This is a genomic window from Haloplanus sp. HW8-1 (assembly GCF_023703795.1).
GTDB classification, from domain to species: Archaea; Halobacteriota; Halobacteria; order Halobacteriales; family Haloferacaceae; genus Haloplanus; species Haloplanus pelagicus.
The window spans coordinates 3,128,454-3,143,951 of sequence record NZ_CP098518.1 but is presented as its reverse complement, the minus strand read 5'-3'; the positions used below and the strand labels follow the sequence as shown (position 1 = coordinate 3,143,951).

General features: G+C 70.7%; 19 protein-coding genes and 1 other RNA gene. 14 read left to right on the top strand and 6 right to left on the bottom strand.

The features are described 5' to 3' along the window. Window positions 1–71: 71 nt before the first annotated feature. On the top strand, window positions 72–1,406 hold the full coding sequence (gene truD, locus NBT82_RS16400) for a tRNA pseudouridine(13) synthase TruD (protein ID WP_251329171.1): 1,335 nt from the start codon (window positions 72–74) through the stop codon (window positions 1,404–1,406). Here the strand turns inward: truD and NBT82_RS16395 are convergent. Next, on the bottom strand, window positions 1,403–2,758 hold the full coding sequence (locus NBT82_RS16395; RefSeq protein ID WP_251329170.1) for a hypothetical protein: 1,356 nt from the start codon (window positions 2,756–2,758) through the stop codon (window positions 1,403–1,405). The two genes, truD and NBT82_RS16395, sit on opposite strands and share 4 nt — an antisense overlap. An 88-nt stretch (window positions 2,759–2,846) precedes the next feature. Here NBT82_RS16395 and NBT82_RS16390 point away from each other — a divergent pair, with 88 nt between their 5' ends. The 10 genes from NBT82_RS16390 to NBT82_RS16345 all read left to right on the top strand — a co-directional run bounded on the left by NBT82_RS16390 (window position 2,847) and on the right by NBT82_RS16345 (window position 9,722). Further along, complete coding sequence (locus NBT82_RS16390) at window positions 2,847–3,566, top strand: DUF2103 domain-containing protein (RefSeq protein WP_251329169.1); 720 nt, start codon at window positions 2,847–2,849, stop codon at window positions 3,564–3,566. A 51-nt stretch (window positions 3,567–3,617) separates the two neighbouring features. After that, the gene (locus tag NBT82_RS16385; RefSeq protein ID WP_251329168.1) at window positions 3,618–3,890 is read left to right on the top strand and encodes an eL43 family ribosomal protein; all 273 of its coding nucleotides are present in this window, start codon (window positions 3,618–3,620) and stop codon (window positions 3,888–3,890) included. Then, window positions 3,890–4,024, top strand: coding sequence for a DNA-directed RNA polymerase subunit P (locus NBT82_RS16380; RefSeq protein WP_114448489.1), 135 nt, complete (start codon window positions 3,890–3,892; stop codon window positions 4,022–4,024). Before NBT82_RS16385 ends, NBT82_RS16380 begins: the two co-directional genes overlap by 1 nt. A 5-nt stretch (window positions 4,025–4,029) precedes the next feature. Continuing rightward, entirely contained in the window at window positions 4,030–4,326 is a 297-nt protein-coding gene (locus NBT82_RS16375) for a KEOPS complex subunit Pcc1 (protein ID WP_251329167.1), read from the top strand. Window positions 4,327–4,386: 60 nt separating this feature from the next. Further along, window positions 4,387–4,794 carry a prefoldin subunit beta gene (locus tag NBT82_RS16370; protein ID WP_251329166.1) on the top strand — a complete coding sequence of 136 codons (408 nt, stop codon included), beginning with the start codon at window positions 4,387–4,389 and terminating at the stop codon, window positions 4,792–4,794. A gap of 4 nt (window positions 4,795–4,798) precedes the next feature. Beyond that, a complete protein-coding gene (locus NBT82_RS16365) occupies window positions 4,799–5,083 on the top strand; it encodes a DUF3194 domain-containing protein (RefSeq protein ID WP_251329165.1) in 285 nt (94 codons plus the stop codon). Between the two features lie 37 nt (window positions 5,084–5,120). Beyond that, window positions 5,121–5,411, top strand: a complete 291-nt coding sequence (locus tag NBT82_RS16360) for a twin-arginine translocation signal domain-containing protein (RefSeq protein WP_251329164.1) — start codon at window positions 5,121–5,123, stop codon at window positions 5,409–5,411. An 8-nt stretch (window positions 5,412–5,419) separates the two neighbouring features. Beyond that, window positions 5,420–7,018, top strand: coding sequence for an Hvo_1808 family surface protein (locus NBT82_RS16355; protein ID WP_251329163.1), 1,599 nt, complete (start codon window positions 5,420–5,422; stop codon window positions 7,016–7,018). A 57-nt stretch (window positions 7,019–7,075) separates the two neighbouring features. Next, window positions 7,076–8,500 carry an Hvo_1808 family surface protein gene (locus NBT82_RS16350; protein WP_251329162.1) on the top strand — a complete coding sequence of 475 codons (1,425 nt, stop codon included), beginning with the start codon at window positions 7,076–7,078 and terminating at the stop codon, window positions 8,498–8,500. Between the two features lie 70 nt (window positions 8,501–8,570). Next, entirely contained in the window at window positions 8,571–9,722 is a 1,152-nt protein-coding gene (locus NBT82_RS16345; RefSeq protein ID WP_251329161.1) for a nicotinate phosphoribosyltransferase, read from the top strand. Here the strand turns inward: NBT82_RS16345 and NBT82_RS16340 are convergent. After that, entirely contained in the window at window positions 9,719–10,321 is a 603-nt protein-coding gene (locus tag NBT82_RS16340; protein WP_251329160.1) for a TIGR00296 family protein, read from the bottom strand. The genes NBT82_RS16345 and NBT82_RS16340 overlap by 4 nt on opposite strands. A 123-nt stretch (window positions 10,322–10,444) precedes the next feature. On the opposite strand from NBT82_RS16340, the gene rnpB reads away from it, so the two are divergent. Next, window positions 10,445–10,905, top strand: an RNA gene (gene rnpB / locus NBT82_RS16335) — RNase P RNA component. Between the two features lie 3 nt (window positions 10,906–10,908). Here rnpB and NBT82_RS16330 read toward each other — a convergent pair. The 3 genes from NBT82_RS16330 to NBT82_RS16320 are packed head-to-tail and all read right to left on the bottom strand — an operon-like array spanning window position 10,909 to window position 13,412. Beyond that, window positions 10,909–11,640, bottom strand: coding sequence for a glycerophosphodiester phosphodiesterase (locus NBT82_RS16330; protein WP_251329159.1), 732 nt, complete (start codon window positions 11,638–11,640; stop codon window positions 10,909–10,911). Beyond that, window positions 11,637–12,734 carry an aminopeptidase gene (locus NBT82_RS16325; protein ID WP_251329158.1) on the bottom strand — a complete coding sequence of 366 codons (1,098 nt, stop codon included), beginning with the start codon at window positions 12,732–12,734 and terminating at the stop codon, window positions 11,637–11,639. Before NBT82_RS16325 ends, NBT82_RS16330 begins: the two co-directional genes overlap by 4 nt. Before the next feature lie 48 nt (window positions 12,735–12,782). Continuing rightward, window positions 12,783–13,412, bottom strand: coding sequence for a DUF7979 domain-containing protein (locus NBT82_RS16320; protein WP_251329157.1), 630 nt, complete (start codon window positions 13,410–13,412; stop codon window positions 12,783–12,785). 127 nt (window positions 13,413–13,539) lie between these two features. Between NBT82_RS16320 and gnd the strand changes: the two genes are divergently transcribed. Together gnd and NBT82_RS20125 are read left to right on the top strand one after the other, a co-directional pair. Beyond that, a complete protein-coding gene (gene gnd / locus NBT82_RS16315) occupies window positions 13,540–14,436 on the top strand; it encodes a phosphogluconate dehydrogenase (NAD(+)-dependent, decarboxylating) (protein WP_251329156.1) in 897 nt (298 codons plus the stop codon). Window positions 14,437–14,494: 58 nt separating this feature from the next. Then, the gene (locus NBT82_RS20125; RefSeq protein ID WP_305882154.1) at window positions 14,495–15,094 is read left to right on the top strand and encodes a 2Fe-2S iron-sulfur cluster-binding protein; all 600 of its coding nucleotides are present in this window, start codon (window positions 14,495–14,497) and stop codon (window positions 15,092–15,094) included. Here the strand turns inward: NBT82_RS20125 and NBT82_RS16305 are convergent. Next, a complete protein-coding gene (locus NBT82_RS16305) occupies window positions 15,066–15,398 on the bottom strand; it encodes an ATP-binding protein (protein WP_251329155.1) in 333 nt (110 codons plus the stop codon). The two genes, NBT82_RS20125 and NBT82_RS16305, sit on opposite strands and share 29 nt — an antisense overlap. Window positions 15,399–15,498: the final 100 nt, after the last annotated feature.

Sequence of the window (15,498 nt, the reverse complement as noted above, 5' to 3'; positions counted from 1 at the left end):
GACTGACGAACGCTACGAGAGGAACCGACACCCTCACCCATCGGCACCGCGAACGATCGGCGACGACCGCAATGCGCGAGGCACACCCGCTGGAACGGCAGGTCGGCATCGAGTACTACGTGAGCGACGGTCCCGGGATCGGCGGGCGCCTCCGCGAGGCGCCGGCCGACTTCCGGGTACGGGAACGCGAAGCCGTCGAGCCGGAACCGCTCGCTGCCGACCCGGGAGCGTACCCCCACCTGCTCGTCCGGGCGACGCTCACCGACTGGGACACCAACGACTTCGCCGGGGCGCTCTCGGACGCCCTCGGGATCAGTCGCGAGCGGGTGTCGTGGGCGGGGACGAAGGACAAGCGCGCGGTCACGACACAGCTGTTCTCGGTTCAGGGGGTCGATCCCGCGGACCTGCCCGCCCTCGACGGCGCGGAGGTGACCGCGCTCGGCCGGGTGGGCCGCAACCTGGAGTTCGGCGACCTGGCCGGCAACGCCTTCGAGATTCGGGTCGCCGGGCCGCCCCGGCCAGACGCCGTCGACAGCGTTCTCGACGCGCTCGAAACGTTCGGTGGCGGGCGCCCCGCGGTGCCGAACTGGTTCGGCCACCAGCGGTTCGGTAGCCGGCGCCCCGTCACCCACGAGGTGGGGCTCCACGTCGTCCGCGGGGAGTGGCGCGAGGCTGTCCTCGCCTACGTGGGCAATCCGGCCGAGACGGAGCCGGAGCGAACCCGGACAGCCCGGGCAACGGTCGAGGACGTGGCGGCGGGCGACGACCCGGACTGGCCGGCCGCCCTGGACGCGATGCCCGGCCATCTCGGCTACGAGCGTTCGATGCTCCACGCGCTGGTCGAGAACGGTGGCCGGGAGGCGGCGGACTTCCGGGCCGCCTTGGAGGCGGTTCCATGGAACCTCCAGCGACTGTTCGTCAACGCGGCCCAGTCCTACGCGTTCAATCGGATGTGCTCGGAGCGCCTGCGCCGCGGGCTTCCCTTCGACCGACCCGTCGTCGGCGACGTAGTCTGTTTCGTGGATGCGGACGCCCCGTCGGACCTCGTCGTTCCCGACACCGACCGTCTCCAGCGGGTGACCGAGGACCGCGTCGACGTGGTGCGTCGCCACTGCGAGCGGGGGCGGGCGTTCGTCACCGCGCCGCTCGTCGGCACCGAAACCGACCTCGGCGGCGGCGACCCGGGCGACATCGAGCGGGCGGTACTCGACGCCCTCGACCTCGCGCCGGCGGATTTCGACCTGCCCGGCAACTTCGACTCGACGGGCACCCGCCGCGCGATACTGGTCGGCACCGACCTCACCGTCGAGCGCGACCCGCTCTCGCTCTCCTTTTCCCTGCCACGGGGATCCTACGCGACGGCCGTCCTCCGGGAGTTCCTGAAGGTGGATCCGCAGGACCTCTAGGTACCGTCGCCGGCGTCGTGCCGTCGTCCGTCGCCGCGACCGTTCGGCCCGGGCAGCCCGTAGCCGAGCAGGAAGAAGGGCACAGCCACGACGACGCCCCCGACGGCGCCGAGGACGGCGAGGACGACACCCAGGAAGTAGAGCGTCCCACCCTGTGACGCGATGGAGAACGTCGTGACGAGGACGAGGACGAAGGCGCCGACGGCGGCAGCCAGCCCGCGGCGGAGCGAGCCGTGGGCGGCCGCGTAGCCGACGAGCGTGGCCGCGTAGACGGGGAGTGCCGGCAGGACGAGCGTCAGGACGCTGGCGTCGTCCCGGATCGAGAGGTCGCCGAGGGGGAGCGCCCGGAGCAGGAGGCCGGCCGCGACGGCGACGGCGAACGCACCGAGGACGACGCCGGCGAGGCGGCGAGCCGAGAGCCCCTCGCGGACCGCGGGGACGGCGAGTGTGCCGCCGAGGGCGAGGGCGCCGACACCGGCGGCGACGAACGGTGGCGTCGTCCCCGCGACGACGGCCTCGGCGTAGAGCGGGTGTGCGAGCGCGAGGACGCCGAGTGCGAGGACGGCCAGGGCGCGGCGGTCGGGGGTGGCGGTGGTCCCGAGGCCGACGCGCTCGGTTCCCCAGGCCACGGCCGCCAGGCCGCCGACGAACACGGCCGCCGGAATCGCGACCAGCAGGAGGAGGTTGCGGCCGACGACGGGCACGAGGGGGAGGGAGACGGCGAGGAGACTCCACAGGGGCGCGAGGGCGGCGTCGGCGGGCGCGAGCGTCACGAACGGCCCGTCGCCCGACCCCTCGAAGGAGGTGGCCGTCATCCGGCGGCCGGACACGTCGGCGCCGGGCAGACCGCGCTCGACGACCATCCCCTCGGGCGCGACGAGGGTGAGGCGGTCGGCGCCGAGGCCGTCCCGTACGGTCGCGCCCCCGTCGTCACGGAAGTAGGTCACGCGGAGGAGGCCGCCGGGCGCGTCGACGGCGACGTCCGGCGTGCGGTAGCGCACCCTGACGGTGTCGCCGTCGACGCTCGTCGAGCGGAGGCGACCGTCGTGAACCGCGACGGCCTCGCGGGCGACCGACTCCCGGAGCGTGGCGTTCTCGAAGGGTTCGGCGTCGGCCAGTCGGGTCTCGACGGTCCACGTCGCGGACCCGTTGCGGTGGACGCGCATCGTGGCGGTGCTGTGCTCGATCCGAACGTCGAGGTCGTGGGTCTGGGCGGCGCCGACGAAGCCGCGGTCGCAGGGCGCACAGACCTGGACGGGGCGGGGGCTGGCGGTCGTCAGACCGACCCCCAGTACCGATCCGACGAGGAGGGTAGCGATCAGGAGGTGTGCGGGGGAGAGGCGGCGGACCATGGGGGGCGTGTGCCGCCGCGTCCCAATGGATCTTGTGTCGAGCCACGTCGAAGGACGAACTTATCAGACGCGACCGACTGTCACCACCATGGAGTGTGGGCGGTGTGGGTCCCCGCTGGAACGCCCCGGCGACTACTGTCTGGTCTGTCACACCGGCAACTGCGACGCCGTCGTCCTCGACGTGTCGGTGGACCGTGCCCACCTGACCATGCTGGACGACGAGACGGTGCTGGGAGAGACGACCATCACGACCCGGCCGGAGGAGGAGGGGCGGAGCCGGGTGATCGAACGGCGCAACTTCGCCGGGCTGATCGCCGACGAGATCCGTCGCAAGCGCCCGGAGACGGTGTTCGCGGCCGGCGACCGGGAGGTCATCCGGGCGGTGCGGGCCGAGACCCACTACGAGTTCTACCGCGTCGCGGGCGAAGACCCCGTGGCGGCGGTGCTGGACCGGCGGGGCGAGCGCGCACTGGAGGTGGTCGAGACGCCGCCGAAGGAGAAACTCGGCGGGCGGCACACGACGCTGATCGGCGGTCGGACGGGACGGCGAGCTATCTCGACGGTGGCCGAACACCCCCACGTCAAGAAGATCGTCCCCGGACCCATCGACGCCGGCGGGACGGGATCGCAGTCCGGCCTGCGGGCGAAGGTGACGCGGGCGGACGGCAACGGGAACGTCCGTCTGTTGCTTCGCGACGGATCGAGCGTACAGGAAAACCGGATCGTCACGACGGCGATGGACCGCGAGACGGGCGAACGCGTCAGGACGGATCTGAACGAGGAACTCGCGGCCGCGGACCTGCAGTAACGGCCGTGACTCGCAGGCTTTATCCGTTCGCTACGGGTATCGAACGGTACCATGGCCGAAAACAAGGCACGCAGTACCGGGAGCGCGGGCCGATTCGGCGCGCGATACGGGCGCGTCGCCCGTCGCCGCGTCAAGGAGATCGAAGGCGAGATGCAGAACGCCACCCTCGACGGCGACAGCGTGACGCGAGTCGGGACGGGCGTCTGGAAGAACGAGGAGACGGGGGAGGTCTTCACCGGCGGGGCCTACCGGCCGGAGACGCCCGGGGGTCGCACCGTCCAGCGGTCGATCCGCGCGGCACTCGCCACCGACGACGAGGAGTAATGAGCTACAAGTGTTCCCGGTGTAAGCGCGACGTCGAACTCGACGAGTACGGCGGCGTTCGCTGTCCGTACTGCGGGCATCGCGTGCTCCTGAAGGAGCGCGCCCCGACCATCAAGGAAGTCGACGTCGAGTAACGCCCGTGGCAGTCGAGTCCACGGACGACGCGCCACACCGTCTCTCCCTCCGGTTCGAGTACGACACCGAACGGCACGCGGCGGTCGTCGAGCGGAGCGTACGGGTCGAGGTCGGCGAGATCGACGACGCGCGGTCGACAGCACGGGTCGAGCGGGAGGGACGGACGGTCCGGGTGTGGATCGGCGCGGCCGACCTGGTCGCCCTCCGGGCGGGGACGAACACCTGGACGCGGCTACTCGACGTGGCGGAGCGGGTGACCGGGGCGGCCGAGGGGGTCCCGAGTCGGACTGACGGGGGGTGACCCCACCGTCCCGAATCGGGAATACGGGGCTTTTTCACTCCGGGTCCCGACGATTCGCCTATGCAAGGAAATCTGCCGCCGGAAGCCCAGGATAAGCTCGAAGAACTGCAGGATCTCCAAGAGACGGCACAGCAGGTCGCGGCCCAGAAACAGCAGGCCGAGACCCAACTCAACGAGTCCCAGACGGCGCTCGACGCCCTCGAGGATATCGAGGAGGACACCGCCATGTACCGCGAGGTCGGCGAGTTGCTCGTCGAGACGGAGTACGACGAGGCCTACGACGACCTAGAGGAGAAAGTCGACAGCCTGGAGGTTCGCGTCGAGCAGTTGAGCAAACAGGAGGAGCGCGTCCGCGAGCAGTTCGAGTCGCTCCAGGGGGAGCTCCAGCAGATGCTGCAGGGTGGCGCGGGCGGCGCCGGCGGCGCCGGCGGCGGCCCGATGGGACCGGGCGGCGCCGGCGGCGCGTAAGGCCGTGGCCGCCGACGAACCGGACGACGAGACCGTCGTGCGGACGGCTGCCGAGGCCGCCGAGGGCGTGGTGTTCGCCAACTACCGGCAGTCGGTAGTCCGTGACCTCGACGTGACGGTCACGTTCGAGGAAGGTGTTCTCGACGTCGACGTGTATCTGAACGTGCCGGACGACGAGTCGGACCCCGACCCGGAGGCGGTGGCCGACGAGGCCGCGCGGGCGGCGCAGGCCGCCGTCGACGACCTGTTCGGGGTCGATTCCGACGCGCGGGCCGACGACGCGGCGTAAACTCGGTTGAATTCCCGTTAACCGCCACCCGACATTAATGACCGACGGATCACAGCCCCGGGTGGAGTGTTCGATACACGAGACGACGCGACGGACGTTCCTCCGGAGTAGCGCAGCGGCCGCCGCCCTGGCGGTCGTGCCGACCATCGGCGCCGCGGATCGCGTGTGGATGAACGCCGAGACGCCGATCGGAGCCACCCTCTACGACGTGGAGACGACCGTCGAGGGCGAATACGCCGTCGGCGCGAGCGGCTACGTGCTCGAACGGGAGCCGCCCGCTCGACGACCCCCGACACCGCGGACAAGGTACTTCTGTCCCGGTTTCTAACGAGGGGTATGCGAACGCGGCTATGCGTCGGTCTCGCGGTACTGCTCGTCGTGGCGTCGGTCGGTCCGATAGCGGGGGCGGCCGAACCCCCGACCGCCGTCGACGCGGAGACGACCGGGGCGGACGTGACGCCCCAGCGGGCCGATCCCGACACCGACACCGTCGGGTGGGAGGGTGGATACTGGCACGACGAGCGGGTGGATATCAACCAGTCCGACGGCCTGAGCGACGCAGAGATCGACGCTTACGTCAGCCGCGCGATGGCGCGCGTGGAGTACATCCGTCAGGAGGAGTTCGACGCCGACGTGCCCGTCGAAATCCTCTCCCGCGAGGAGTTCCAGCAGCGACAGTCCGGGAACGCGACGAGCAACGCCTCCTTCGACGCCTGGAACGATCAGGTGTGGGAGGCGCTGTTCGTCGTCGGTGAGGATACGGGTGCCAACACCGCCCTCCAGAGTGCGTCCGGGCAGACGACTGCGGGCTTTTACGCCCCGGCGGACGACCGCATCCGGATCATCACCGACTCGCCCGACAGCCCGACCATCGACAACGCGACCTTGGTCCACGAACTCGTCCACGCCCTGCAGGACCAGAACGACAACCTGGGCGAGCGAATCAGCAGCACCGAGACCCAGGACGGTGACCTCGCCGTCGACGGCGTCGTCGAGGGCGAGGCCAACTACATCGAGCGGCGATACACCCAGCGGTGTGGCGACGAGTGGGAGTGTGTGGGCACACCCAGCGACGGCGGCTCCCCCGGCGAGCCGCCGAACCTCGGCATCCTGCTGACGCTGCTCCAACCGTACTCCGACGGCCCAGTGTACATCGACTGGCTCCGCGAGCGGGGTGGCTGGGACGCCGTCGACACGGCCTTCGAAAACCCGCCCGAATCGAGCGAGCAGATCATTCACCGGACGGACGATCCGCCGACCCCGATCGAGTACGAGGACCGCGCCCGCAACGGCTGGGAGACGTTCCCGAACCAGGGGGAGAACGGCTCCGACACGGTCGGCGAGGCCTCGATGTACGTGATGTTCTGGTACCAGGCGCGGACCGCCCGCGCCGATACGGTTCCGGTCCAGTCGGTGACGCAAACGACCGGGCCGCTCGATCTGTACAACTACGACGCGGAGCCATCGGCGGGCTGGGGGAACGATCGCGTGTTCCCCTACCGAAAGGGGAGCGGTGACGACGCCCGGTACGGCTACGTCTGGGTGACCGAGTGGGACAGCGAGCAGGACGCCTCGGAGTTCGTCCGAGCCTACGGTGCCATCCTCGAAGCCCAAGGCGTCCCCGAGGTGAGCGGGGAGGGACGATACGTCGTCCCCGACGGCGAGTTCGCCGACGCGTTCCGCATCGACCGGTCGGGGACGCGCGTCACCATCGTCAACGGACCGACGCCCGAAGCGGTCGAGGACATCCGCCCGAGGGCGGCGAACGGGGACGGGACGGCGGGCGGTACGACCGCGAGCGGTGACGAGGCGACCGCCGCGTCGACGGACGAGGGTGGCTCGACCGGCCTCGAAGCGCCCGGGTTCGGAGCGTTGGCGGCTCTCGTCGCGGTTCTGGCCGCGGTAGTGCTCGTGGCGGCGCGGCGACGCGACTGAGGCGGTGGCGCGGACCGACGGCATCCTTTTCACGCGGCGACGCCGAGGGCCGACGGAATGGCCCGGCGTTCGGCACCTGCGTTCGCAGCACTCCTGATCGTCCTCGCCGGGTGTGGTGGCCTCACCGCACCCGAGGGAGAGTCGACGACATCGACGGTGACGGCCGACACGACGGAGACACGGACGTCGACGTTCACGGTGACGGGAACGCCGACGCCGACGCCGGCAGATCACCCCGACTTCGCCGACCCCCAGACGGACCGACTGGGCTGGGAGGCGGGACGGTGGTACGACGAGCCCCTGTCGGTGAACGCCACCGACGGCCTGAACGGGAGCGAGCGGACGGCCGTCGTCGCGCGGACGATGGCCCGCGTCGAACGCATTCGAGGGCTGGAGTTCACCGACCCGGTCCCGGTCGCGGTGGTGGACCGCGAGACGTACCGCGCCGAGGAGGAAGTGACCGCCACGGCGTTCGACGAGGCGGTGTGGGAGGCGCTCTTGCTGATCGGCGAGGACCGGTCGGTCGAGGCGACCTTCGAGTCGTTCTACGGCGCGTCGGTGCAGGGGTCGTACGTGCCGAGCGAGGACCGCATCCTGGTCGTGAGCGACGCGGCGGAGCCGAGGATCGACCGGCGGACACTCGCCCACGAACTCGTCCACGCCCTGCAGGACCAGCACTTCGGGGTCGACCGGCAGAGGGTCACGCGTGACGAGCGGCTGGCACGCCAGGGGTTGATCGAGGGTGACGCCGGCTACGTCGAGGACCGCTACGAGCGGCGGTGTCGGGCGGACTGGCCCTGCCGGCCCCGGCCGCCGAGCGGCCCGGGAGCGAGCCTCGACGGCGACCTTGGCGTCTACGTCGCCGTCTACCAGCCCTACAGCGACGGGCCGGCGTTCGTCCACCACCTCCGACAGCGTGGCGGGTGGGAGGCGGTGAACGCCGCCTACGCTGACCCGCCGACGAGTTCGACACAGGTGATCCACCCCGAGCGATATCCGAACTGGTCGGCGGAGCGGGTTCGGATCGCGGACCGATCGGCGACGAACTGGTCGCGACTGAACCACACGCCGCCGGGGACCACGGTGGGCGAGGCGTCGCTGTTCGCGACGCTCCGAGCCAACGGCGCCGTCGAGCCGTTCCACCTCCAGCGGACGAGCCGGCCCCACCGGGCGTACAACTACAGCCACCCCGTGACGACGGGGTGGACCGGCGATCGGATCGTCCCCTACCGGAGCGCGGACGGCGGGACGGGCTACGTCTTCCGGACCGCGTGGGCGACGGAGGAGGACGCCGCCGCGTTCGCGGCGACCTACCGGCAACTTCTTCGGGAGCGTCGGGGCGCGGAACGGCGTGACGGGGACGTACTGGTGGTGCCCGCCGGCCCCTACGCCGACGCCTTCCGCGTCACGCACGACGGAACGACCGTCACCGTCGTGAACGCACCGACGGTCGAGGCGCTGGATTCGGTCCACGCCCGATGAAGAGGAATCCTCTTCGACCCCGGCGACCGAACGAACGGATTTTTCACCGGCGGGGTCGAAGCCCGCGGGTATGGGATCGTTCGACATCGTCGGCCCGGCGGCCATCCGCGACGGGACGGCGACCGACGCCTACTTTCTGCGGACCGAGGCGACGCTACGACACGCCGATCGGAACCCGACGGTCGTCGCCGAGGTGACTGCCGATCAGTTCCCGGACGGGGAGTTCGAACTGGTAGCGGGAGTGAAAGACGTCGCGACGCTGCTGGAGGGCCTCGACGTCGACGTCGACGCGATGCGGGAGGGGCGACTGTTCGACGGCGGCCCGGTCCTCCGCATCGAGGGACCGTACCTGGAGTTCGCCCGATTCGAGACGTCGCTGCTCGGCTTTCTCTCCCACGCGAGCGGCATCGCGACGGCGGCCCTAGAGGCGCGGCGGGCGGCACCGGACTCGACGGTGCTCTCTTTCGGCGCACGACACGTCCACCCCTCGATGGCGGCGATGGTCGAGCGGAGCGCGTTGCTCGCCGGGCTCGACGGCTTCTCTCACGTCGCCGCGGGCGAGGTGCTCGGCCGGGAGGCCGGCGGGACGATGCCCCACGCCCTGCTGATCTGTTTCGGGCGCGGGAACCAGGAGGCGGGGTGGCGGGCGTTCGACGAGGCGGTCGGGCCGGACGTGCCGCGGGTCGCGCTCTGTGACACCTACGGCGACGAGGTGGAGGAAGTGTTGCGCGCGGCCGAGGCGCTGGGCGAGAACCTCGACGGCGTTCGGATCGACACCACGGGGTCCCGCCGGGGTGACTTCCGTCACATCCTCCGGGAGGTACGCTGGGAACTCGACGCCCGCGGGCACGACGACGTGACCCTGTTCGCGAGCGGCGGCCTGGGCCCCGCCCGCCTCCGCGAACTCCGGGACGTGGTCGACGGCTTCGGCGTCGGTGGGTACGTCTCCAACGCGGACCCCGTGGACTTCGCGCTCGACATCGTCGAGGTCGGGGGAGAACCGGCGGCCAAGCGGGGAAAGCTCTCGGGGACGAAACAGGTCTATCGGACGCCGGCGGGCGGTCACCACATCCGTCTCGCGGATCGGGAGGGGCCGGCCGACGGGGAGCCGTTGCTCGAACCGTTGATCCGTGACGGGGAGGTCGTCCGGGAGTTCGACCTCGACGCGGCGGCCGAGCGGGCGCTGACGGACGCGGCAACGGTCGGATTCGGTGCGGACTAGAGCTGTTCGACGCTGCCGCCCTCGGGGCGCTCGCGGAAGACCTGTCCCTCGAAGAGCGTGATCATGGTGTCGTCGTCCTGCCAGGCGAGCGGTGTGAGGCCGGCTTTCCGACAGGCGTGGGTGAGAAACTGTTCTTCGTTCCAGTCGTTTTCGACCGGGAGCGTGGGGTACATCCAGGCGTGCTGACCGTCGGCGTCGATGGCGATGCCGTGTGTGCCGAGTTCGAGGTCGGCGAGCGGGTCGTTCGTGAGGACGTGATTGCAGACGACACAGATGGAGATGTTGAGGCTCTCCAGTTCGGGGGGTTCGACTTCGGAGCCACAGGAGTCGTCCGACGCAGCGGTGATGGCGGCGTCGACGATGGCGTGGCCGAGCTGGTCGTTCCCGCGATAGGCCCCGGCACAGCCGCGGAGGCGTCCGCGGCCGCGGGTCGACGTGATCCGGACGAACGACCCGGTGCGTGCGTAGAACGCGTCGCGCATGCTCCCTGGCTGTTCGCGCTGCCCCTGAAGCACGTACGCTTCGACGGCCTCGCGGGCCAGTTCGACCGCTCGGGCGCCATCCTCGTAAGAAAGGTGTACCGTCTGCGCCTCTGACATGCGTCATACGATGCCCCGAACCGACTTTAAGCCTTCCTTTCCACCGGGGAAGACCGTGATGATTTCCGGCCGACGGGTCGGTCGACCGAACGGCTTATTCGGCCACCCCGGGTAGATAAGCGTGGCAGAGAGAGCCCGGCTCCCGTGTCCACCAGGACATGAGGAAAGTCCCCCCACCGTCCGGACGGGTGACCGGGCGCAAGCCCGGAGTCGGAGACGGCTGGCTCTGGAACAGAAACGAGACCACTCGGCCCGACCGATGAGGTGTGCGAACCCGAGCGCAAGCGAGGGGAGTTGACCCACCGAGGGCTGTGAGGCGCTCCGCGCCTCGATGCGAGCGGCGTCAGTCGCGAGTAGGGAGACGCTACGCGTCTCCGGCAGGTGAACGGTGCAAGCCGTGAACCGCGTGATCGCATAGCGATCACGGACGATGCGAGCGGCGGAAGCCGCAATTCGACGGCCGAGAACGGATGGAACGGCGAATCCTCACCGGTGCAAGTCCGCCTCGTCAAGGTAGTCCGGACGCGGAGGTGGACGCTCAGCCGAATGCCGGGAGAACGGAAGGGGGCTTACTCCTCTCAGCCGCTCTACGCCTCCAGCCACCGCTCTAGCCCCGGATAGTCCGCGATCAGGCCGTCGGCGCCGGCCTCGACCGCCGCGACCGCCTCGTCCCACGTCCGGACCGTCCAGACGTTGACCGTGCAGTCGGCGTCGAGGTCGGCGCCGCGGACGGCCGACAGCGGCGGGTGGATCGCGTCGGCATCGTACCGATCGGTGAGTTCCCGCCCCGTCGCGTAGTCACGACAGAGCGCCGCGAGACGGGCGTCCGGATCGCGCTCCCGGACCGCCGCAAGCGCCCCCTCCGAGAACGACGAGAAGCGGACCGACCGGTCGTCGAGCGCATCGAGGACGCGGTCGACGAACGGCAGCCACCGCTCCCGGGCGGCGTCGCGGTCCGACGGCGGGATCGACCCCCGACGGACCACTGCGTCGGGGCGCTTGAGTTCCACGTCCAGCGGAACCGCCGTGGCCCCACAGAGGTCGGCGAGCGTGGGCACCGTCTCCTCGCTCGGACCGACGGTCGCGGCCGTCACCGTCTCCGGCGGGAGGTCCGCCACCGCCCCCGTCCCGTCGGTGATCCCGCGGCTCTCCCCGCGGCCGTCGAGGCGGGCGTCGTGGAAGACGACGGGCGTGCCGTCGGCGCAGGCGACCACGTCGACCTCGACGCTGTCGGCGCGGGCGGCGGCCGCGCGGACGGCTGCGACGGTGTTCTCGGGGTTGACACCCGCGAAGCCGCGGTGGGCGACGACGGCGGTCACTGTCCGTCGAACCCCTCCTCCCACCGGAAGACGCCGTCCCGCTGAATCGTCGCGCCGTCGACGACGAGGCGCGATCCCTCACCCATCCGGGTGATGAGGTCGACGTGGATCGCGCTCCCGTTGCCCGCCTGGCCGTCCGGGAGGCAGGCGTCGTAGGCACGACCGAGAGCGAGATGGACGGTCCCGGCCATCTTCTCGTCGAAGAGGACGTTGTCGGTGGGGCGGGTGATGCCGCGATTCATGCCGATCCCGAGTTCGCCGAGTCGCTTCGCGCCGTCGTCGGTGTCGAGTAGGTCGGCGAGGGCCGCCTCGCCGGCCGCCGCCGAGAACTCGACCACCTCGCCGCTCTCGAAGACGAGGCTGGCGTCACGGAGCGCCGTCCCCTGGACCGTGATGGGCACGTCGAAGGTCACCTCGCCATCGGCGCCGACCGGGGCGGTGAACACCTCGCCGCTGGGAAGGTTGTGGGAGTCGTAGGCGACGGAGGCGGCGCTGTTCACGGCGGTCCGTCCCTCGATGGGGAGGGTCACGTCGGTGCCGTCGGCGACGATCCGGACTTCGTCGCCGTCGTCAAGGATCTCCGTCAGCCCCGCCATCTCCGCGGCGAGGCTCTCCCAGTCCCGGAGGACGGCGTCGTAGACGAAGTCGCGATAGGCCGCGTAGGACATGCCGGCGGCCTGGGCGAGCGAGCGGGTGGGGTGGACGGTCGACACCCAGTCGGTCGCCATGCGTGCCTCGCGGACCTCCGCCCGAGCGTGGGCGTGTTCCCCCCGTACGTCGCCGGGGACGTCGGCCGTCGCGGCGGTGTTCCGGCCGCCGCCGAGCGAGAGGTAGACGTCGGCGCGGTCGTAGAGTGCGCGTTCGGCCTCGGCGGGGGCGAAGTCGCCGTCGTGGGCGCGGAGATACGCGCGGGTCATCTCGTCGGAGCCATAGGTGGCCAGTAGGTTCGCCCCGCGGTCGCCGAGGACGGCCGCGACAGCGACGGCGAGGTCGTGAGCATCCTCGGCGACGCGAAGCACCACGTCGTCACCGGGATCGACGCGGGCGCTCCAGTCGACGAGCGTCTCGGCGTGGGCGCGGATGCGGTCGTCCATACGTGAGCGTGACGACCGGCGGGCAAAAGCGCCCGGGGCGGCGGGCGATCACCCCCGGCGGACGTCGCCGAGATCCAGGTCGGGATCACGGACGAGGAGGACAACGGCAATCGCGGCCGACAGGGCGCCGAGCGCGACGACGGCCATCGGCGCGAGCAGCGGGAAGTCGAACTCGGGGCCGAGGAGGTGGACGGCGACACCGGGGAGCGCCGCGAGCGTCGCCGTCCGCGGCGAGCGCTCGCCCCGGGCGACGCGGAACGCGAGCAAGCCGAGGACGAGTCCGTAGACGACGAAGGGGAGTTCGTAGAGCCAGTAGACGAACGGGAAGCCCCCGGCGGCATACGTATAGAGCCGGTAGTGTTGTCCCTCGTAGGCGACGGCGTACAGCCCGTATCCGGGTTCGCTGTAGTCGGAGTAGGCGAAGTCCTCGGGGAAGTCCTCCTGACCGTAGATGACGTGAGTGCCGTCGGGGTCCTCGATGGCGCGGCGAACGGCCGTCCGTGCGGACGGCGAGAGCGACCGGTACTGCAGGACCGGCGTCTCGTCGTCGATCCGGTTCGGCTCGACGGGTTCGGCGGAGACGGTCGCCTGTTCGCCCCAGTCGGCCATCGTGACCGGCGCGCCGACGAGCGAGAGGGCGACGAGCGCGGCGAGCAGCGTCGACAGGGACCGGTTCATACGGGTGACGGATCGGCCGACGATAAAACGTCTTCCGGTGGTACGGGGTAGCGAGGCGGTGGGGGACCGACCCGCAACCACGACCACAACCACAACCACTACCTCCCGGCGCGCGGGAGTCCCCGGTATGGAACTCGGTGTGGTCGGACTGGGGCGGATGGGACAGATCGTCGTCGAACGCGTCCTCACGGAGGGACACGACGTCGTCGCGTTCGACATCGACGACGAAGCGGTGGCGACGGCCGCCGACGCTGGCGCGGGAACGGCCGACTCGCTGTCGGCGCTCGCGGACCGCCTCGGCGACGAGAAACGGATCTGGCTGATGGTGCCGGCGGGGGATGCGGTCGACGCCGCACTCGACGAACTCGAACCACACCTGTCGGGCGCGGACGTGGTCGTCGACGGCGGCAACTCCCACTTCGAGGACTCCGTCCGCCGCGCCGAGTCGACGCCGGCCGCCTACCTCGACTGCGGGACGAGCGGCGGGCCCGCGGGGGCCGACCTCGGCTTCTCGCTCATGGTCGGCGGACCCGAAGACGCCTACGAGACGATGCGTCCCGTCTTCGACGCCGTCGCGACCGGTCCCGACGGGCACGACCGGATGGGCCCCGCGGGCGCGGGCCACTACGTGAAGATGGTCCACAACGGCGTCGAGTACGCCCTGATGCAGGCCTACGGCGAGGGGTTCGAGCTACTCTTCGAGGGCCGGTACGACCTCGACCTCGAAGCGGTCGCACGGACGTGGAACAACGGCGCAGTGATCCGGTCGTGGCTGCTCGAACTCTGCGAGGAGGCGTTCCGCGAGGAGGGGAGCGATCTGGGCGACGTGGCGGACCACGTCGCCGGCGGGTCGACGGGGACGTGGACGGTTTGGGAGGCGCTGGAACGCGAGGTGCCGGTACCGCTGATCCACCAAGCGCTCGCCGAGCGGTTCGCCTCGCGCCGGGATCGGTTCTCGCGACGCCTCGCCAACCGTCTGCGCTACGGGTTCGGCCGCCACGAGGTCGCCCGCCGGGAGGAGTGAACCCCCGGCCGGCGCGAGGATCACAATTCCCTTAACCCCTGCATCCAAAGCCCCGGTTATGGTCGAGGTAAATCTGGTGGGGCTGAGTATCGGCGCAGCCCTCACGCTCACGGCCGTCGCCCTGCATCTCTCGAAGGGGACGGGGTGGACGCCCACAACCGACATCAGCCAGGAGGTACTCGAGCGCCGGGCCGAGTCGGTGCCCGAGACGGAGTTCCCGGAACCGATGAACCGGGCCATCGGCGCCGGCGGCGGCGGTGCCGTCGCCGCGGGGGCCGTGGCGGGCGAGGAGGAGGGCGCCGAACTCGAAGGAGGCGCCGAGGCGGCCGAGGAGTCCGGTCCGTGGGACGTCTCGGACGACGAGGCCGAAACCTTCGAGATCGAGTACGCAAAGGAGGGGGACACCATCGAGGTGGCCGAGAACGAGACCGTCCTCGAAGCCGGCGAGGACGCCGGCTGGGACCTGCCCTACGCCTGCCGGCAGGGCCAGTGTGTCTCGTGTGCCGGCCAGATCACCTCCGGGGGGAACGCCGAGGACTACGTCGTCCACGACGATCAGCAGATGCTCGACGACAACGAACTCGGCGACGGCTACACCCTGACCTGCGTGGCCTACCCGAAGGCCGACTTCACGATCGAAACCGGCGAAGCGCCCTAGTCGACGACGTCGACACTCCGCCTTCTCCCGCCCCTTTCTCGTAGAGATCGCCGACGCCGACGGTCCGCCGGTGTTCGTCTACGATCCGTTCGACGACGGCGAGCTCCGGTGCCGTCCTCTCGTCGGCGGTGGTGTCGCCCATCTCGAAGACGGCTTCCCGCTCCGCGTCGGGGATGCCGGAGCCGTCGTCGGCGATGGCGTCGCTGGCGGCGGCCTCGCTTTCGTCGGTGTAGAGGGCGACGGTCGCGGCGTCGAGGGTGGCGTCGGTGACCGTCCGGACCGACAGCCGATCGTCGGCCCCCATCTATGTGGACGGCGACCTCGCCGGTCTCGGCGGACGCATCGCCATCCACGGAGAGAAGCTAAACCGAGGAGTCGGCCGCTGTATGGGTCGTGGTGTGAGC